17 protein-coding genes are annotated in these 18,343 nt (G+C 47.1%); 10 read left to right on the top strand and 7 right to left on the bottom strand.

Annotation, left to right across the window (positions count from 1 at the left end):
• Nucleotides 1-7: 7 nt before the first annotated feature.
• Nucleotides 8-1,354 carry a gliding motility-associated protein GldE gene (gene gldE, locus WBJ53_RS28150; RefSeq protein WP_338872512.1) on the top strand — a complete coding sequence of 449 codons (1,347 nt, stop codon included), beginning with the start codon at nt 8-10 and terminating at the stop codon, nt 1,352-1,354.
• Nucleotides 1,355-1,361: 7 nt separating this feature from the next.
• On the opposite strand, the gene WBJ53_RS28145 is transcribed toward gldE, so the two are convergent.
• Complete coding sequence (locus tag WBJ53_RS28145) at nt 1,362-2,471, bottom strand: hypothetical protein (RefSeq protein ID WP_338872510.1); 1,110 nt, start codon at nt 2,469-2,471, stop codon at nt 1,362-1,364.
• 209 nt (nt 2,472-2,680) lie between these two features.
• Between WBJ53_RS28145 and WBJ53_RS28140 the strand changes: the two genes are divergently transcribed.
• From WBJ53_RS28140 to WBJ53_RS28125, 4 genes are all read left to right on the top strand, one after another.
• Nucleotides 2,681-3,790: a DUF3500 domain-containing protein gene (locus WBJ53_RS28140; RefSeq protein WP_338872508.1), complete on the top strand. Its 1,110-nt coding sequence runs from the start codon at nt 2,681-2,683 to the stop codon at nt 3,788-3,790.
• A 102-nt stretch (nt 3,791-3,892) separates the two neighbouring features.
• Entirely contained in the window at nt 3,893-5,605 is a 1,713-nt protein-coding gene (locus WBJ53_RS28135) for a GMC family oxidoreductase (RefSeq protein ID WP_338872506.1), read from the top strand.
• Between the two features lie 29 nt (nt 5,606-5,634).
• Nucleotides 5,635-6,573 carry a sugar phosphate isomerase/epimerase family protein gene (locus WBJ53_RS28130; protein WP_338872504.1) on the top strand — a complete coding sequence of 313 codons (939 nt, stop codon included), beginning with the start codon at nt 5,635-5,637 and terminating at the stop codon, nt 6,571-6,573.
• Between the two features lie 124 nt (nt 6,574-6,697).
• Nucleotides 6,698-8,299, top strand: a complete 1,602-nt coding sequence (locus tag WBJ53_RS28125) for a S8 family peptidase (protein WP_338872501.1) — start codon at nt 6,698-6,700, stop codon at nt 8,297-8,299.
• A 201-nt stretch (nt 8,300-8,500) separates the two neighbouring features.
• Here WBJ53_RS28125 and WBJ53_RS28120 read toward each other — a convergent pair whose 3' ends face one another.
• The 6 genes from WBJ53_RS28120 to WBJ53_RS28095 form a co-directional block, all read right to left on the bottom strand.
• Entirely contained in the window at nt 8,501-8,767 is a 267-nt protein-coding gene (locus tag WBJ53_RS28120) for a hypothetical protein (protein WP_338872499.1), read from the bottom strand.
• A complete protein-coding gene (locus WBJ53_RS28115) occupies nt 8,764-9,537 on the bottom strand; it encodes an HNH endonuclease (protein WP_338872497.1) in 774 nt (257 codons plus the stop codon). The genes WBJ53_RS28120 and WBJ53_RS28115 overlap by 4 nt, the downstream gene beginning before the upstream one ends.
• 20 nt (nt 9,538-9,557) lie before the next feature.
• The gene (locus WBJ53_RS28110; protein WP_338877267.1) at nt 9,558-9,794 is read right to left on the bottom strand and encodes a hypothetical protein; all 237 of its coding nucleotides are present in this window, start codon (nt 9,792-9,794) and stop codon (nt 9,558-9,560) included.
• Complete coding sequence (locus WBJ53_RS28105) at nt 9,754-9,927, bottom strand: hypothetical protein (RefSeq protein ID WP_338877247.1); 174 nt, start codon at nt 9,925-9,927, stop codon at nt 9,754-9,756. The genes WBJ53_RS28110 and WBJ53_RS28105 overlap by 41 nt, the downstream gene beginning before the upstream one ends.
• Nucleotides 9,845-10,024: a hypothetical protein gene (locus WBJ53_RS28100; protein ID WP_338877266.1), complete on the bottom strand. Its 180-nt coding sequence runs from the start codon at nt 10,022-10,024 to the stop codon at nt 9,845-9,847. Before WBJ53_RS28100 ends, WBJ53_RS28105 begins: the two co-directional genes overlap by 83 nt.
• Before the next feature lie 124 nt (nt 10,025-10,148).
• A complete protein-coding gene (locus WBJ53_RS28095; protein WP_338872495.1) occupies nt 10,149-10,769 on the bottom strand; it encodes a Uma2 family endonuclease in 621 nt (206 codons plus the stop codon).
• 256 nt (nt 10,770-11,025) lie between these two features.
• Here WBJ53_RS28095 and uvrA point away from each other — a divergent pair, with 256 nt between their 5' ends.
• From uvrA to WBJ53_RS28070, 5 genes are all read left to right on the top strand, one after another.
• A complete protein-coding gene (gene uvrA / locus WBJ53_RS28090) occupies nt 11,026-13,929 on the top strand; it encodes an excinuclease ABC subunit UvrA (RefSeq protein WP_338872493.1) in 2,904 nt (967 codons plus the stop codon).
• A gap of 133 nt (nt 13,930-14,062) precedes the next feature.
• On the top strand, nt 14,063-14,764 hold the full coding sequence (locus WBJ53_RS28085; protein WP_338872491.1) for a hypothetical protein: 702 nt from the start codon (nt 14,063-14,065) through the stop codon (nt 14,762-14,764).
• Between the two features lie 20 nt (nt 14,765-14,784).
• A complete protein-coding gene (locus tag WBJ53_RS28080) occupies nt 14,785-15,177 on the top strand; it encodes a hypothetical protein (RefSeq protein WP_338872489.1) in 393 nt (130 codons plus the stop codon).
• A 71-nt stretch (nt 15,178-15,248) separates the two neighbouring features.
• Nucleotides 15,249-16,535: an amidohydrolase family protein gene (locus tag WBJ53_RS28075; protein WP_338872487.1), complete on the top strand. Its 1,287-nt coding sequence runs from the start codon at nt 15,249-15,251 to the stop codon at nt 16,533-16,535.
• A gap of 162 nt (nt 16,536-16,697) precedes the next feature.
• Complete coding sequence (locus WBJ53_RS28070; protein ID WP_338872485.1) at nt 16,698-17,978, top strand: citrate synthase; 1,281 nt, start codon at nt 16,698-16,700, stop codon at nt 17,976-17,978.
• Nucleotides 17,979-18,343 lie beyond the last annotated feature (365 nt).

The following is an 18,343-nucleotide window of genomic DNA, read 5'->3' as shown; positions in this document are numbered from 1 at the left end:
GATATACATGGACCCCGGTAGTGATCCTCTTCCTCGACAGGTGCTCCCAGCCATAGATGGTTGGGGCACCTATTTTGATTTATACGGCCCTTATGCGGCCCTGATTCTGCTGCTATTGGTGCTGGCCGGTTTAGTGTCGGCCTCCGAAGCGGCATTCTTTTCGCTTTCTCCTGACGATCGGGCGCGTTGCCGCAATAGCGTATTGCCCGGCGATCAGCGTATTGCCAGTCTGCTGGATCGCCCAAAGCGACTTCTGGCGTCGTTGGTCATTTTTAATAATCTGCTCAATATTGCTGTCGTTGTTATTGTTACCTATCTGACCTGGGAGTTCTCCCAGATTTCGCATGGGTCGAAGTGGGTACTTGCCACAGTGACCCTTATAACAACGCTGGCTATCGTCTTATTCGGAGAGATAGTGCCTAAGGTATATGCCAGCCAGAATAATATGGCTGTTGCCCGACGCACTGCCCCGCTGGCAAAAATTGGCCTGGCTGTTCTTCGTCCGTTAGCCATGTTGTTGGTCAGTCTTAGCAATCAGGTTGATAAACGGATTGAGCGCCGGGGGTATAAACTCTCGGCCGAAGAACTGAGCCAGGCTGTTGATCTGACCGGAAACGATGCTACAACTGAAGAAAAAGAAATCCTGAAAGGCATTGTTAATTTCGGCAACCTAACCGCGCGTCAGGTAATGCGGGCACGACTCGATATATCAGCTGTAGAAGACGATCTGCTCTTCTCCGAATTGATGAGCCAGATTAATGCATCGGGCTATTCGCGGGTTCCAGTCTACAAAGAATCACTCGATCAGATCGATGGTATACTCTATATAAAAGATCTGCTTCCACATATTCACGAAGACGATTCTTTTAGGTGGCAGTCTTTACTTCGTCCGGCTTTCTTTATTCCGGAAAACAAAAAAGTGGATGATCTGTTGCAGGATTTTCAGAAACGGCGGGTACATATGGCCATTGTTGTCGATGAATATGGCGGAACACGTGGCCTGGTAACCCTGGAAGACATCATTGAGGAAATTTTTGGTGACATCAACGACGAATTTGATGATGAAATTCCGGCAGGTTATCGGCGCGAAGATGAGCGTACTGTGGTCTTCGAAGGAAAAGTGCCAATTACGGATGTGTGCCGGATTCTGAACGTCGATGCTACAACTTTCGAAGCTGTTCAGGGCGACAGCGAATCGTTGGGGGGGCTGTTGCTGGAGCTATTCAGTCGGCTTCCCGTAGCTGGTGATCAGACTACCTACGGTGGTTTTACCTTTGACGTACTGTCGGCCGACGATAAGCGGATACATGAAGTGCGGGTTACCAAAGATGATTCGGTGGAGGTCGATTCGTAATCTATGCTTATACCCAAAGACCCCGTCCCTGGTTATAAGCAGCACCAATGCGCTGGATGTCTTCTACTGAGTAGTTCAGAAAATTGTTGGCCCGGAGCTGACGAAGCTTTTGTTTTTCAAACCAGGAGAGTTTTCCGTCAATCAATACACCAAACACAATCAATCGCTCCAGACTTCTCCGAATTTCGATGGGTGCATTATTAGCTCGTTCAATAAAGTGGCCGGTTAAGGTAACGTTCGTTCGCAAATCGAACCGATCGACCAGCGTTTCGGTCAGCAGAAAGTGGGCATAATTATACTGACGTTTCAAAATAGCAACGTATTGAAGGGCTTCCAGAATCAAGGGCCGAAACTGTTCGTTGGTGCCCCATTGGTCGTGGAGTTCATTCACAAATTCCCGAATTGTGAGCGGGGCCATAACACGCACCTGCGCTTCGTGCAGAACCTGCCAGGATGCCCAGGCATTCCAGGCGGCATAAATGGGCATTCCGGCCAGATCGGTTAGCTGACGCAAAGCAAACCGGCCTAAAAAGCGCTTTAACAAAAATTTCAGAGCCAGGTTGCTGAGTGCTGCTTTGGCAATATTGAGCAGAAAAAAAATGGTTAGGCCCCAGCGCGGCATATTCAGATAAGGGTCTATACCGAAGCGCAGAATTCCCCGATTTGTTTTTTCCAGAGCAGCGTCGGCAAGAGCCTGCAAATGTCGGTCATATTGGGCGTCATGGGCACGGGGAAACTGACAGATCTGCATAATGGCTTTCACCCCCAACAAGTTTAACCCAACCAGCAGGTTAACCTCAATGTAGACCAGCAATAATCCATAAAGTGTGGTAACAACGGGTATATAATACAGCGTACCGAACAGATTTACGGGCGTGTCCTGAAACAGATCTGGCCAGTTATACTGAGGAATGTAAAGAAGCAACACACCCATAATACCCAACAGTGCTGCGAGGGTAAGTGTTAGCACTTTTGTACGTCGGATAACCCGACTTTCTATCGGATTAAGTACATAAGGCTCATCACTTGGATGAGATGTGTCGAGAGCCTGCCGTAAGTAGCGCATAGCAAGATGGTCGAGTGGACCAAAGCCATTATTCGGTGGCCGGGTTGACATAATCGTAGCGTGACAGTGGATTTATTTCTACAACTAAAGAACCCGCCGGGTTGTTAGCAAAAATCAGGAATTGATTAAAACTTTATTAAGATTGGACACTTAATGTCTAAAATAGGCCTCTAGGCCTGTATGGACAAAAAGTCCAATTCAACGTTCAGTAAATTCAACGAGAGTAAGGCTTTACCAATAAAGCCTTACTCTCGTTGGTTATGATCCGAATCATTCTCTGCTGTTTGATAGTAGGACAAACGCTGGCCCAAAGCGTAGCCCCTGCAAAATCTAAGTCATCGACGCAAAAAATGCGCGATGAAATGCGGGAAGCCGCGCAGACGTTTCTCCAGTCACTAACGCCTGAGCAGCATAAGCAGGCCACGTTTGCCTTCGACGATGCCGAGCGATTCAATTGGCATTTCGTTCCACGAGAGCGCAAAGGCCTCCCCCTGAAACAGATGACTCCCGACCAACGCAAGGCGGCCATGGCAATTCTCAAAACGGGATTAAGCCAACAGGGGTACGATAAAGCCGCGTCAATTATGGATATGGAAAATGTGTTGCGGGTTATTGATAACCGCCCACCCAACGATACCTATCGTGATCCGGAAAATTATTCGTTTACCATCTTTGGCGATCCCGCATCGAAAGACCCCTGGAGCTGGCGGGTTGAAGGTCACCATCTGTCACTGCAGTTTATAGCGCAGACGGGTAAAATACTGGCCCAAACACCAACCTTTTTCGGAAGCAACCCGGCTGTTTTGCAATACGATCCACACATGGCCGATAAACGAATGTCGGACCCTCGGGTGAAAGATCTCCCTCAGCGAGGTCGGGAAATCCTGAAAAAAGAAACCGAGCGTGCTTTTGCATTATTGAAAACTCTAAATGCCGACCAGAAGAAGAAAGCAATACTGGCTACAGTAGCTTACCCTGAAATGGTTACGAGCAATAAACGGAGCGCCGTTCTGGAAAAAATGGATGGTTTGCGATACGATGAAATGAATGAAGACCAGCGTAAACTATTTATGAACCTGTTGCAGGCGTATCTGGATAACTACCGTATCACGCTGGCCAACCAGCAGATGGATAAGCTGAAGAAAATCGGCCTGGACAGTCTTCGGTTTGGCTGGGCTGGCGATCAGACCCCAGAACTAGGCGAGGGCAAAGGCTGGTATTATCGGATTCATGGGCCTACGATTCTGATCGAATACGACAACACACAAACCAATGCCAACCACATCCACACGGTTGTGCGCGACCTAACCAACGACTTTGGTGAGGATCTGCTTCGCGAACACTACAAAACTGCACACGGGAAAGAATAAACTAAAGAGTGAAAGTGTGAAAGAGCGAAAGAGTGCTTGACTGCGCTATTAAAGCGATCAATCATTCTTTCGCTCTTTCACACTTTCGCTCTTTCGATATATATGGCAAATCTGATTGGTGATAGTCTGGATACCCGAACATTCGACGCTATTGTGATTGGTTCTGGAATTAGTGGCGGATGGGCCGCTAAAGAGCTAACTAAAAATGGACTTCGAACGCTGGTTCTGGAGCGTGGTCGTGATGTGAAACATATTGTCGACTACCCAACCATGTTGTTAAATCCGTGGGAGGTAGAACATCGGGGCCAGTTGCCGTTGAAAGTGCGTCAGGAAAATCCGATTTCGAGTCGGAACTACGCATTTCGCGAAGATACCATGCACTTCTTCGCAAAAGACAGCGATCAGGCCTACATTCAGGAGAAACCGTTCGACTGGTTGCATGGGTATCAGGTTGGAGGACGTTCGCTAACATGGGGGCGCCAGACGCAGCGGTGGAGCGATTTCGATTTTGACGGACCCGCCCGCGATGGCTATGCCGTCGACTGGCCCATTCGCTACAAAGATCTGGCTCCGTGGTATAGCTATGTTGAACGGTTTGTGGGAATCACCGGCAACCGCGATGGACTGGCTACGCTACCCGACGGGGAATTTCTGCCTCCGCACGAAATGTCGTGTGTAGAGTCGTATTTCCAGAAACAGATTCGTAATCGTTATGCTGATCGTCATGTTATTATGGGTCGGGCGGCTCATCTGACTCAACCAGCGGCCATTCACAATCAGCAGGGGAGAGCACAGTGCCAGAACCGATTATTGTGTGAGCGAGGGTGTCCCTATGGCGGTTATTACAGCAGCAATGCGTCGACGCTGCCGTGGGCAGCCAAAACCGGGAAACTCACCCTTCGACCCTATTCGGTTGTGCATTCACTGATTTACGATGAAACTAAAAAACGCGTAACGGGCGTACGGGTAATTGATGCACACAGTCGTGAAATGACCGAATATTTTGCCCGAATTGTTTTTCTGAATGCATCAGCCCTGAACACTAATCTACTCCTGCTTAACTCCATGTCGCACCGTTTTCCGAATGGATTGGGAAATGATAATGGCCTGTTAGGTAAATTCATTGCATTTCATAGCTATCGGGGGCGGATGGCTGCCGAATATGATGGACTGCTGGAGTCAACAACCCGCAGTCAACGCCCCAATAGCTGCTATATTCCCCGATTTCGAAATGTACTAAAGCAGGAAACCGATTTCCTGCGGGGTTATGCATCAACGTTCAGCGCATCGCGGTCGGTGCTGCAAAATCCTGATATGATCGGTGCATCGCTGAAAGAAAAGCTACTCGAACGTCAGTTAGGACCCTGGCAAATTGGGTCCAGCATGATGGCTGAAACCATTCCCAAAGAAACCAGTACGGTCAGGCTCGATAAAACGCAGACGGATGCCTGGGGAATACCGCAACTACGGATTTCAGTCGCGTATGACGAGAACGACGAGAAAATCCTTAAAGACTTTTTCGAGCAGTTTACCGAAATGTACAGCCAATGTGGTTTCACCAACATTAGGACTATCGACACGCAGCGCCGACCGGGTAGCGAAAACCATGAAATGGGGGGCGTTCGGATGGGGAAAGATCCTAAAACATCGTTGCTGAACCGCTGGAATCAACTCCATAATTGTCCCAACGTGTTCGTGACCGATGGTGCCTGTATGACCTCAACTTCCACGCAAAATCCATCGTTAACCTATATGGCTCTAACGGCTCGTGCTGCTGATTATGCAGCTAAACAATTGAAAGCGGGGCAACTTTGAAAAAATATTGATTTGCTAACCATGCTGTCATGAACAACCTGACACGACGGGATTTCCTGCTCTCAACGACTGGCCTATTTGCCGCTACTGGCCTGGCAATGGCTACACAGGCAGGCAGTAAAAAACCATTGCTGGCGTTTTCAACACTTGGTTGTCCTAAGTGGACACTCAACCAGATTCTGGATGCAGCGGTAAAAGACGGTTACGACGCCATTGAAATTCGTGGGTTGGAAGGCCAAATGGACTTAACCAAAAGTCCGGCATTCGACAGTTCGGACCATATCGCCAGCACACGAAAACTTGCTGCTGCCAAGGGCATAAAAATTATTAATCTGGGAGCGTCAACGCAACTGCACCACGCCGATCCAGCTACCCGGCAACGGCATCTGGACGAAGCAAAACGGTTTATTACACTGGCCGATGAGCTTGCGTGCCCCTATGTTCGCGTGTTTCCGGATGCTTTGCCTAAAGATCAGGAACGGGAGGCTACACTCGATCGCATTGCCCAGGGCTTAGTCGAACTGGCCGATTATGCGAAAGGCAGTAACGTAAGTGTATTGCTCGAAACCCACGGCGACGGTGTGCAAACCGACGAGCTTGTCAGTATGATGCAGAAGGCTAGTTCGCCTAAAGTGGGTCTGATCTGGGATGTATTCAATATGTGGTCGGTAACAAAAGAGCCACCCGCTCAGGTGTACAAAAAGCTGAAGCCTTATATCCGGCACACGCATATCAAAGACGCAAAGATAGTCGATGGTAAACATCACTATGTGGCTCTGGGTATGGGCGATAGTCCAATTTTTGAAGCCATTGCGGCCCTGAAAAAAGGCGGTTACAGCGGTTATTACAGCTTCGAGTGGGAGAAAACGTGGCATCCTGAAATCGAAGAACCGGAGATTGTTTTCCCGCACTATCCGAAGGTGTTAAATACCTTTTTTGCAACCGGAAACCGACCCGCCCCAAAGTAGGTAAGACACTGAAAAAGGATGACTCGTTGGGTAATGCACGAAAATATGTGTGCCATTTAACAACTTTTAAGGCTCATAACCACTTGTTTCTTCGTAATTTGTGAAGATTTTTTGTTACCAATTCATGAAGAAACTCCTTATCAGCGCGTCGGTTTGCCTGCTTAGTATAGCAGCTTCGGCGCAGGAAACGCAGTGGTATCTGCAGGATAAAACCGATAAAACAGCCGGAATCAGCGTCGAACGCACCTATCGCGAACTCCTTAAAGATCGTAAACCAACACCGGTAGTGGTAGCGGTTATCGATGGTGGTATCGACACCACCCACGAAGATCTTAAACGGGTATTGTGGGTAAATCCAAAAGAAATTGCCGGTAATGGTAAAGACGACGATAAGAACGGCTACGTCGATGATGTTCACGGCTGGAATTTCATTGGTGGAAAAGATGGCCGGAATGTCAGTTACGAAACCGCCGAAGTAACTCGGCTGTATGCACAGTTGAAGCCAAAATATGAAGGGAAAGATCGGGCCTCGCTGAAACCTGCCGAACAGAAAGAATACGATCTGTATAAAAAGACCAAAGAAGAGGTCGAAAAAAATCAGGCTCAGTATAAAGCGCAGTATCAGGGTATTAGCCAGTTCTATGCGCAGTATTCGCAGGCGGTCGATGTGTTGAAAAAAGCGCTTAATGTATCGAAACTCGATACGGCAACCCTACAGAAAGCAGCCGATACGCTTTCGGATGCGACCCTGAAACGACCCGTGACCGGTATTCTTCGGTTATTACGCCAGCAGGGCGCGGCCGATACCGATGTGGTGATGAACGAACTCGAAAAAGCCAACGAGCAACTGAAATCGCGGGCCGAGTATAACTACAATCCCGATTTCGATAGCCGGTCTATTGTGGGTGATGATCCTACCGATCTGAACCAGCGCGATTATGGTAACTCCGACATTGCAGGTCCCCGTCCCGATCATGGTACACACGTTGCCGGTATTATCGGTGCCGACCGTACCAACGATCTGGGTATCAAGGGCATTTCAGATGCCGTACAGATTATGGGCGTGCGGGCCGTACCGGATGGCGACGAGCGCGATAAAGACATAGCCAATGCCATTCGCTATGCCGTAGATAATGGTGCTCAGATCATCAATATGAGCTTCGGGAAAGATTATTCGCCCCAGCGCAAAGCCGTGGAAGATGCCGAACGGTATGCTCTGTCGAAAGGTGTACTGATGGTGCATGCCGCTGGCAACGATGGTAAAGACATCGACACCGCAGCTAATTATCCTTCACCCCGATTTATAGATGGTTCGGCCATCCCGAATGTGATTACGGTGGGGGCCAGTGCCGAACCTAATGATGCCGATCTGGTTGCCAGTTTCTCGAACTACGGCAAACAGAATGTAGATGTGTTTGCGCCGGGTAAGGATATTTATTCGACCGTGCCGGGTAGCAAATACGAAAATAATAGCGGAACCAGTATGGCCTCTCCCGTTGTAGCCGGAGTTGCTGCCGTACTGAAATCGTACTTCCCTAAACTGACCTATGCCGATATTAAGCGAATTATTCTGCAATCGGCAACGCCCTATAAAACCAAGGTACACCGGCCCGAATCGACCGATATGGTTGATTTTTCGAGCCTGTCGAAAACGGGTGGTATTGTTAACCTCTACGATGCCGTAAAAATGGCATTGGCCCAGGAAGGCAGCACCAAAGGAAAATAAGAAAACGCTTTTTAACGGCCCCGTTCAGCTATTGCAAGATGCAGTAGCTGAACGGGGTCGTTTGTTTATTGATGTGAATCAAACCCTGCGTTCTTGAGCCGTCGTAGTAATGAATTGATAAATAGGAATCCATTTTGTTCAGATGATCTCTCTTGGAGCTACCACTGAACATTCATCATCTGTTATCAAATGTTGATAAGCTTAAAAATGTGGGTCGTAATACTCCTCTCGAAAGCCAATTTTTAACAAATACCCCCCGAGATAGTAGTTTCCATCTTTATGTAAATAAGCTTTTTTCACGGTTGAAGGTTGGTTGTCGCGGCTAACCACTACGTATGATTTCTTCACATCTATCACTGTGTAGGCTTGCCGATCCGACCAAAGAATAAGCGTTGCTCCATCACCTATTTTAGGTTTGCCTGGTTCTGCAGTAGCGTAAAGTTGATTTGTTAATGTGCCGTAGGTCATTTGTTGAAAATTTTATCCAAGTGGTATTCTAAAAAATCTTTACGAGGAAAAAATTTGCTTGGAGGCCTAATTTCTGTCCCTTCAAGCCTGCCAAAATGCTCCTGAAAATAAGCTTCTTTCTTTCGTTTTTTTAGCTTTTCCGCTAATACGATTTTGTAATCAGTATCTACTCCTATAAACCCTTGATCGAACGCTACATCATATAGAGCAGATAAACATAAGCCATTCTCAGGATTGACCCGATGTTGCTTATTTTTTGACCAGGGAATGATATGACTGGCACGTAACATCTGAGGAATGTCAATACCACTAATTGCACATTTCAAATCGAAATTATTGAGTACAATGCTTCTAAAGAAATTTTGCCCAACCCGTACATTGACAGATCTGGTAACATTTATCCCGTTTCTACTTTGCCATTCTTGTTCTTCCTGTTCTACTTTAGCCTCAAGTGATACACCTTGTTTTTCTGCTAAAATACGCTCACTTTCAATGGCTAACGATTCCCAATTATTGTAGAACTCGTTGAAAACTTCTTTATCAAGTTTGCTATGATGGCCTAGTCCTTTTATACCTCTTGCCTGCTGTACTGGGTCGAGACTGGCAAGATTTTGCATCTTTCGGCCAACTGATCCTAAAGACCTATCGATAATACTAGCCAATTGTTGCACTTTAGGATTACCACCATGAATAGTGCCGTAGGGAATTTTATAGTAAAGATTAAAGGCTAAGATTGTCTGCTCGCGCGTCCATAAATCATTCCTAGACATATTCTAATTTATGAGTGTGATTAAAGAATTTTTAAAGAGTTTTGTAACCCAGTATACTTTGTTTTAGGCTTCAATTTGCACCCAGATATTGTTGTGATTTTCCGACCATTGGCTACAAGTTTGGCTTCATTTTCTGCATCACGGATTTTATTACCATTAATCTTATTGAGCCACCAATCGGTACGGGTTTTTGGCACAACGAAATAACGGCAGCCCTCATGTCCATGATAAAATCGGACCGGCGCACCGGCAGCCATGAACAAATATTAATTTGGGCAGTACTACATCGGGTTTGCCGGGCAGGCCTTTATCGTGTAGCCGATACCGGAAACCGTGGGCGTGAAGAAATTTGCGGACGATTAGTTCGGGCTTTGTGTCTTTGCTTCGCACGCGGTTCATCCGGGCCGACGTTTCGGTTGTAGCTGCGTTGAGCAGGTGTGTGTACGTCGGCCATAATCATCAGGTATTTTGTTGAGTACTTGTTCACACAAAACACTTGATTTATCTAATTTGTCTTTATCGTCAAGTTTGTTCAAGCGGTGTTTGATGCTAGAGAATCGTCTCTTTATCGTAGATGCCTTGAATAACGGTTGGCATAACAACGGCTTCTTTTAATCAATTGTAATACCCTTCTTCACTAAATAAGCACCAATATTGAACGAGTGACCGTCCATAATCTCAACGTCTTTATCCCAATCAACGGTTTCGATTCGTTCGGGTGTCGCTATCAGGACAACCTGCGGGTCGGTCAGCACCCAAATAATTTTCTGAACGCCAAATTCGAATAGTTTACGGGTCTTTTTGTAGATATAGCCGTTTTCGGTCATCTCGGCCGTGTCGGCTTCAATATCAACTTCAATCGCAATCTGAGGGGGGACTGTTGCGTATTTTTTCGAAATCTTGTCAGGTGTCAGCACCGTCTGGTCATAAATGGCAATATCATTGGCCAGGTTGTTCCGATGATCGAGATGAACACCCGGCTCGCCAGTCAGAACAAAATAAGCGTTATCGTCGATGAATTTGCCTATTAGAATTACTAAATAGGATACAATAACGGATTGTAAGGTGCTGGCACCCATAATTTCTTCAAGTGTTTTTTTTCCGGATAATACATCCCGATAGCCTTTCCGATAGATAGGCTTGCCATCCATGATTTCGTAAATCAGGCTTTCCGGGATTTTGCGCCGGGGTTTGGGAAGCGGTCGGCGGGGGGTGTCGTATGCAATAGCCATAGGGTTGTCGTCGAAATACGGTCGTTCCAGCAGATTGGCCTTTTTATCTTCTATGTGTTAGCAAAAATACAACAATGTAAAATGATATTCAGGTAATCAAAGTGGCTGTAAGTCAGATTTTGCTGATACTTGCTGTCGTTGACGCAATTGTCGCTGATGCGAATTTTTGCTGACACCAATGATACGAAAGGGTCGCGTTCGCGGAAACTACACCCGGCTGTTTTACGTTGTTGTTTAGAATAACCCATTGTCAAGCGTGACAGAAGAAAAAGCTGCTGGACAACAGTCCGGTCTTACTGATATTGACCTGACGGGCTACGAGCAAATCGAGGTTCTCGGTGCCCGCGAACACAACCTGAAAAATATCGACGTTACCATTCCCCGCAACAAACTAGTGGTCGTAACCGGCATTAGCGGTAGTGGTAAATCATCGCTGGCTTTCGATACAATCTATGCCGAAGGCCAACGACGTTACATGGAAAGTTTCTCGGCCTATGCTCGTTCGTTTATCGGCGATATGGAACGGCCCGATGTCGACAAAATCAACGGCCTGAGTCCGGTGATTTCCATTGAGCAGAAAACAACGTCCAAAAACCCCCGCTCGACCGTTGGTACCACCACCGAAATTTATGACTTCCTGCGTCTGCTCTATGCGCGGGCGGGCGAAGCGTTTTCGTATGTGACGGGGCGCAAGATGGAGCGCCAGTCGCAGGATCAGATTATCGATACCATTCTGGAGCAGTATGCTGGTCAGAAGTTGACCTTGCTGGCTCCGGTTATTAAGGGACGTAAGGGACACTACCGCGAACTGTTTGTGCAGATTGCCAAGGCGGGCTACACCAAGGTTCGGGTGGATGGCGTGGTGCAGGACATTGCGCCCAAGATGCAACTGGATCGCTACAAAATTCACGACATCGAAATCGTAATTGACAGGCTGGTGCCAAAGGCCGAGGATGGAGACTCACAATCGCGTTATCGGCTGAGCCAGTCGGTGCAAACCGCGCTAAAACAGGGCAAAGGGGCTATGCAAATGCTCGATGGAACTGGAACGTTAGTCTACTTCTCGCAAAACCTGATGGACCCTGAATCGGGCATTAGCTACGACGAGCCATCGCCCAATACGTTTTCATTCAATTCGCCTTATGGAGCCTGCCCGGTTTGCAATGGTCTGGGTGTTATTGAAGAGATAACCGAAGAGTCTGTCGTGCCCGATAAATCGCTGAGTATTAGCCGGGGAGCAATTGCTCCACTGGGCGAATACCGGGAACTTTGGATTTTTAAGGAACTCGAAGCTATTCTGAAAAAGTATAAACTCAATCTGACATCGCCCGTTAATAAGTTTCCCGACGACCTGTTGCATGCGCTGTTATACGGTACCGACGAAGAAGTAGCGGACGGACCATCGAAGAAAGCTCCAGGCCATGGCAACGGATCGGAGGACTATTATAGCTTTAAGTTTGAGGGAATTATTCATTTCCTGAAACGGCAGCAGGAAAACAGCAGCGACAAGATTCAGGAGTGGCTAAAAGACTTTATGGTTGTAAAGACCTGCCCCGAATGCAACGGTGCCCGGTTGAAAAAAGAATCGCTCTACTTCAAAATCGACCAGAAAAACATTTCGGAACTGGCCCGTATGGATATTTCCGAACTGGCGGCCTGGTTCCATGGACTGGAAGACCGATTGAGCAACCGCCAGAATGTGATTGCCAAAGAAATTCTGAAAGAGATTCGCAAACGCATCGGTTTTCTGCTCGACATCGGTCTTGATTACCTCACACTCGACCGTCCATTACGTACGCTCTCGGGGGGGGAAGCACAACGAATTCGGCTGGCAACGCAGATTGGTACGCAGCTCGTTGGCGTTCTCTATATCATGGATGAACCCAGTATTGGCCTCCACCAGCGCGATAACGTCAAACTGATTGATTCACTGAAAAATCTCCGCGATTTGGGCAATACGGTGCTGGTCGTTGAACACGACAAGGACATGATGCTCGAATCCGACTTTATTCTCGACATTGGTCCGGGAGCCGGTCGGCATGGTGGTCAGGTGGTTGGCATTGGGACACCCGAAGAGTTCCTGAAAAATGGCAGCACCACGGCCGACTACCTGAGCGGTCGGCGGAATATCGACGTACCGACAGAGCGACGCAAAGGCAATGGAAAGTTTTTGATTATCAAAAATGCAACGGGGCACAATCTGAAGAACGTAACGCTGAAGCTGCCGCTCGGCAGGATGGTAACCATCACAGGCGTGTCGGGAAGTGGCAAGTCGTCACTAATTCATGAAACGTTGTTCCCGATCCTGAATCGTCATTTCTATAAATCGAAGCGCGAGCCGCTGCCGTTTAAAACCGTAGAAGGGCTGGAATATCTCGATAAAGTAATTGAAGTCGATCAGTCGCCTATCGGTCGTACGCCCCGCTCGAATCCGGCTACGTATACGGGTATGTTCTCCGAAATTCGGACGCTGTTTGCCGAACTGCCCGAAGCCAAAATTCGGGGCTACAAACCCGGTCGGTTCTCGTTTAACGTGAAGGGGGGACGCTGTGAAGATTGCGAAGGCGCAGGCATGAAAAAAATCGAGATGGAATTCCTGCCCGATGTTCATGTCATGTGCGAAACCTGCAAAGGCAAACGCTTCAACCGAGAAACGCTGGAAGTTCGTTTTAAAGGAAAATCCATTGCCGACGTGCTGGATATGACCGTGGAACAGGCGCTGGATTTCTTTGCCAGCCAGCCCAAAATTCTGCGAAAAGTGCAGACGCTGAATGATGTCGGCTTAGGCTATATTACGCTGGGGCAACATGCAACGACATTGTCGGGTGGAGAAGCCCAGCGGGTAAAGCTAGCCGAAGAACTGTCGAAGAAAGATACGGGCAAAACGCTTTATATTCTCGATGAACCAACTACTGGATTGCATTTTCAGGACATTGCTCATCTGCTCGATGTGCTGAACAAACTGGCCAACAAGGGAAATACGGTTCTAATCATCGAGCATAACCTGGACGTGATCAAAGTATCAGATCATCTGATCGATCTTGGTCCCGAAGGCGGTAACAAAGGTGGTAACATCATAGCTGAAGGTACGCCCGAAAAAGTAGCCGAAGCGAAGGGAAGCTATACCGGTAAGTTTCTGAAAATGGAGCTGGCGGGCTAATAATTCGTTTAATTGACGGGTTATATTATTAAAAGCAGAGCTTAGGCGTGTAATTAAAGAACGTTTATCGGATGCCGAAGCATTATTTAATGCGGGACGGTTTGATGGAGCCACTTATCTGTGTGGATACGTTATGGAAGTTGCTCTTAAATTAAGAATATGCAAGACACTTAAATGGGAAGGTTTTCCTGAAACAAGAAGGGAGTTTGAGGGCTTGGCAAGTTTTAAAACTCATGATTTTGATAGTTTACTACATGTATCAGGAGTTGAAGATAAAGTTAAACAACTGTATCTTTCAGAATGGTCGACCGTTAGAACATGGAATCCTGAGATGCGTTACAATCGGGTGGTTTCTATGAATAGAGCCGAGACATTACGGAAAAGAACTCAAGTTTTGGATATAATCAGGGACACTAAAACGCTTATACAAGTACTATGTATGAAGGAGTTTATTAAAAAAATAGGCGGTTTGGTTCCTGAAATTACTCACGAAAAAGGGGACTTAAGTTTTTTCGGGCTTGTGCTCCGTGAGGATGCTCTAGTATGGGATATATTGGTTGCTGCTAAATGGATTGATGAAGATCGAAAACGGGCGTTAGACTACTTAGTAAAGCGGGTGCAACATGTGCTTACTAAATCGGAGTTACTTGAAATATCAGGCATAATTTTACTACAGGATGAATATTTTGCAGGCCATTCTACTTTCGTGAGTGAAACCGGTTGGGAAGAAACAGATATTGAATTGTATGGAGTAGCGGTTAAAAAAGCATACATCTTCGTGGCGTCTGATGTCGAATTTCATGTAGAAACCCAATATATACAAAATAGAGCCTAGCGAATCAATAGAATAAGTCCATGCGTAATCCTTTCTTCTACGTTTTGCTTCTGGTGCTGGTCGTTCTGGACGGCTGGCTGCTGGCACACCCCAATCTGATCGGTCAGGCTGGGGTGTTATTTTTTGATTATGATTATCTGGCCACCTTCCCGAAAGCGCTCGGAACCGTATCGCTGGTTGTTGGACTGGCAATTCTGATTACCTGGGGAGTCGGCCGTTTGAGTCAACCAGTTGCCATTGGTATTACGGTAGCGTTGCTAGCCGCTTCGGCCTACTATCTTTTTCAAAGTTTTACGCAATACAATTCGGGCGTTTACAAATATACAGGGGCCGGTTTCCGGGCGGGGGCAATTCTGTTGCCGGGGTTGCTTGTACTGGTGTTCGGTGAGTCGCTGCTTCGGCGGCTTAGGTAGTATATTGAGTTAACACCAGATTAGGCTACTATCGGTAAGATTGGAAGCGGACTTACACAAACCTCAATATAATGACTTCATCTAACCTTCTCTTTGGCATCGGATGCTGGCGCAGGCTATTTATTTTTCTATTAATACTATACAAGTCAAATCCAGGTTTCGCTCAGGTCTACCTGCTTAAGCCTGACCGTATTTTCGATGGCGAAGTAATGCACGAAGGCTGGATTGTTCGGATCAAAGGTGATAAAATTGAAGCTGTCGGACCGGCTTCGTCGGTTTCGGAGGCAGGTGCAGAAATAGTCGATCTGAAAGGAACAACCCTGTTGCCGGGTCTGATTGAGGGGCACTCGCATATGTTTCTGCACCCCTACAACGAAACACCCTGGGATGACCAGGTTTTAAAAGAAGCCCGGTCGTTACGTACCGCACGCGCAACCGTACATGCACAAAAAACACTGCTGGCGGGTTTTACCACCGTTCGTGATCTGGGTACAGAAGGAGCGGAATACGACGACGTAGGCTTAAAACAAGCGATCAATCAGGGCGTAATTCCGGGGCCACGTATGGTGGTTGTGACGCGGGCACTCATTGCGAGTGGGAGCTATGGCCCCAAAGGCTTTAGCCCCGATATTGAGGTGCCGCAGGGAGCCGAAGAAGCCGACGGGCAGGATGCTTTGATTAAGGCGGTTCGAAGGCAAATCGGAAAAGGGGCCGATGCTATAAAAATTTATGCCGATTATCGCTGGGGCCTAATGGCCGAAGCGCGGCCAACGTTTACTGTTGATGAAATCAAACTGATTGTAGAGGTTGCTAAAAGTAGTGGACGGGGCGTTGTGGCACATGCCAGCACCGCCGAAGGAATGCGTCGGGCTATTGTGGGCGGTTGCGAAACCATCGAACATGGTGATGCGGGTACACCCGAAATTTTTGCGCTTATGAAACAACACGGTACTGCTTTGTGCCCAACCCTGGCGGCTGGCGATGCCATTCAACAATATCGGGGCTGGAAAAAAGGGCAGGACCCCGAACCGGATCGGATCAAACAGAAAAAAATAACCTTCCGACAGGCACTCGATGCAGGTGTAATCATCTGCGCCGGGGGCGATGTAGGCGTATTCTCCCACGGGGATAATGCCCGCGAACTCGATATGATGGTCGATTATGGTATGAAACCGCTCGATGTGCTCCGTTCGGCGACGTCAACAAATGCCGATGTTTTTCATCTGGCCGATCGAGGCCGGGTGAAGGCGGGACTATTGGCCGATCTAATCGCTGTGGAGGGTGATCCAACTAAATTAATTACTGATCTGCATCGCGTTAAGGCAGTTATGAAAGGCGGAAGTTTTTATAAACGATAGCATAAAACTTATTGTCTGAGGTTGCTGTTACACTTTAATATAAACGTAATACGGCTTTTTTAACATAATTTCATCCGCCGTTTAGGTTTTTGGGCTAATTTCGCCCCTACGCTCTTAAGCTGCTAATCCATTATTTCTGAATACTCTACCCTGATTTTTTATATGGCCAACACTGCTGAACTAACTGTCGATGGTAAATCGTATGAATTTCCAATCTTTGAAGGAACTGAACACGAGAAAGCCTTCGACATCTCTAACCTCCGTGACCAAACCGGCTACGTTACCTTAGACCGGGGCTATAAAAACACTGGCGCTACGAAAAGTGCTATTACATTCTTAGATGGTGAGCAGGGTATTCTGCAGTATCGGGGCTACTCGATTGAAGAATTAGCTGCTAAAGCATCGTTTCTGGAAGTAGCTTATCTGCTTATCTATGGCGAATTGCCCACTAAAGAGCAATATTCAACTTTTGAAGATTCGATTCGTCGCCATACGCTGGTAAACGAAGACATGCGGAAAATTTTCGATGGTTTTCCGGTAAACGCTCACCCAATGAGCGTTTTGTCGTCTTTAGTGAGTGCGATGAGTGCGTTTTACCCTGACTCTCAGGACGAAAAGTCTGATCCTGATGGGCATATTATCCGCTTGCTGGCTAAGTTGCCCACAATTGCAACCTGGTCGTATAAACGGTCGCTGGGGCATCCGGTCAACTACCCGAAAAACAACCTCGACTACATCTCCAACTTCCTGAACATGATGTTTGCATTGCCGGTTGAGGAGTATAAAGTTGATCCGGTTGTTGCCGAAGCATTAAACGTTCTGCTGATTCTCCACGCTGATCACGAACAGAACTGCTCAACCTCTACCGTTCGGCTGGTAGGATCGTCGCAGGCGAACCTGTATTCGTCTATTTCGGCCGGTATCAGCGCTTTATGGGGACCACTGCACGGTGGAGCTAACCAGGAAGTGATTGAAATGCTCGAAGCGATCAAAGCCGATGGGGGCGATGTAGGCAAATATGTCGACATGGCTAAAAATGCGAAGACAACGGGTTTCCGGCTGTTTGGATTTGGCCATCGGGTCTACAAAAATTTCGATCCTCGTGCCCGGATCATTAAAAAAGCAGCCGACGATGTATTGGGTAAGCTGGGCGTTAATGACCCCGTACTCGAAATCGCTAAAGGGCTCGAAGAGGCTGCGCTTCATGATGAATATTTCATCCAGCGCAAACTATATCCGAATGTTGATTTCTATTCGGGCATTATTTATCGGGCGCTGGGTATCCCAACCAATATGTTTACGGTCATGTTTGCGATTGGGCGTCTGCCTGGCTGGATTGCACAGTGGAAAGAAATGCGTGAACAGAAAGAACCAATTGGTCGGCCACGTCAGATTTATACGGGCGCAACTCTGCGTAAGTTCGTGTCAATCGAAAATCGATAAGATACAGGCTGGTAATTCGTTAGGATTAGCCAATTGACATGATTTTGAGACTCCATCTATATGGAGCCAACTGTTTATACAAAAAAGCGATAGTTTCATTCTCGAAGCTATCGCTTTTTTGTATGTCTGGCGTAATTATTGCTATTTTTATAGTAAATTAGAATACATAATTTATGTACTATTTTGAGTGTAATGATTGATAAAAGTTGTGATTACTAATAAGGCGAGCCTCTCCTCTTGCTGAGTGTTGTTGTGGCACTTTCTGAAAACCTTACTGAATCAATTTGTAGTCAATTGTAATCGATTGATCTATTGGTGTTTACGTTTAGTAGCGCCAGACGTTAGATTCTATGTTCGGTTTATCA

It is taken from the genome of Spirosoma sp. SC4-14, assembly GCF_037201965.1.
GTDB lineage: Bacteria > Bacteroidota > Bacteroidia > Cytophagales > Spirosomataceae > Spirosoma.
This window is presented reverse-complemented; position numbering and strand designations above follow the sequence as displayed.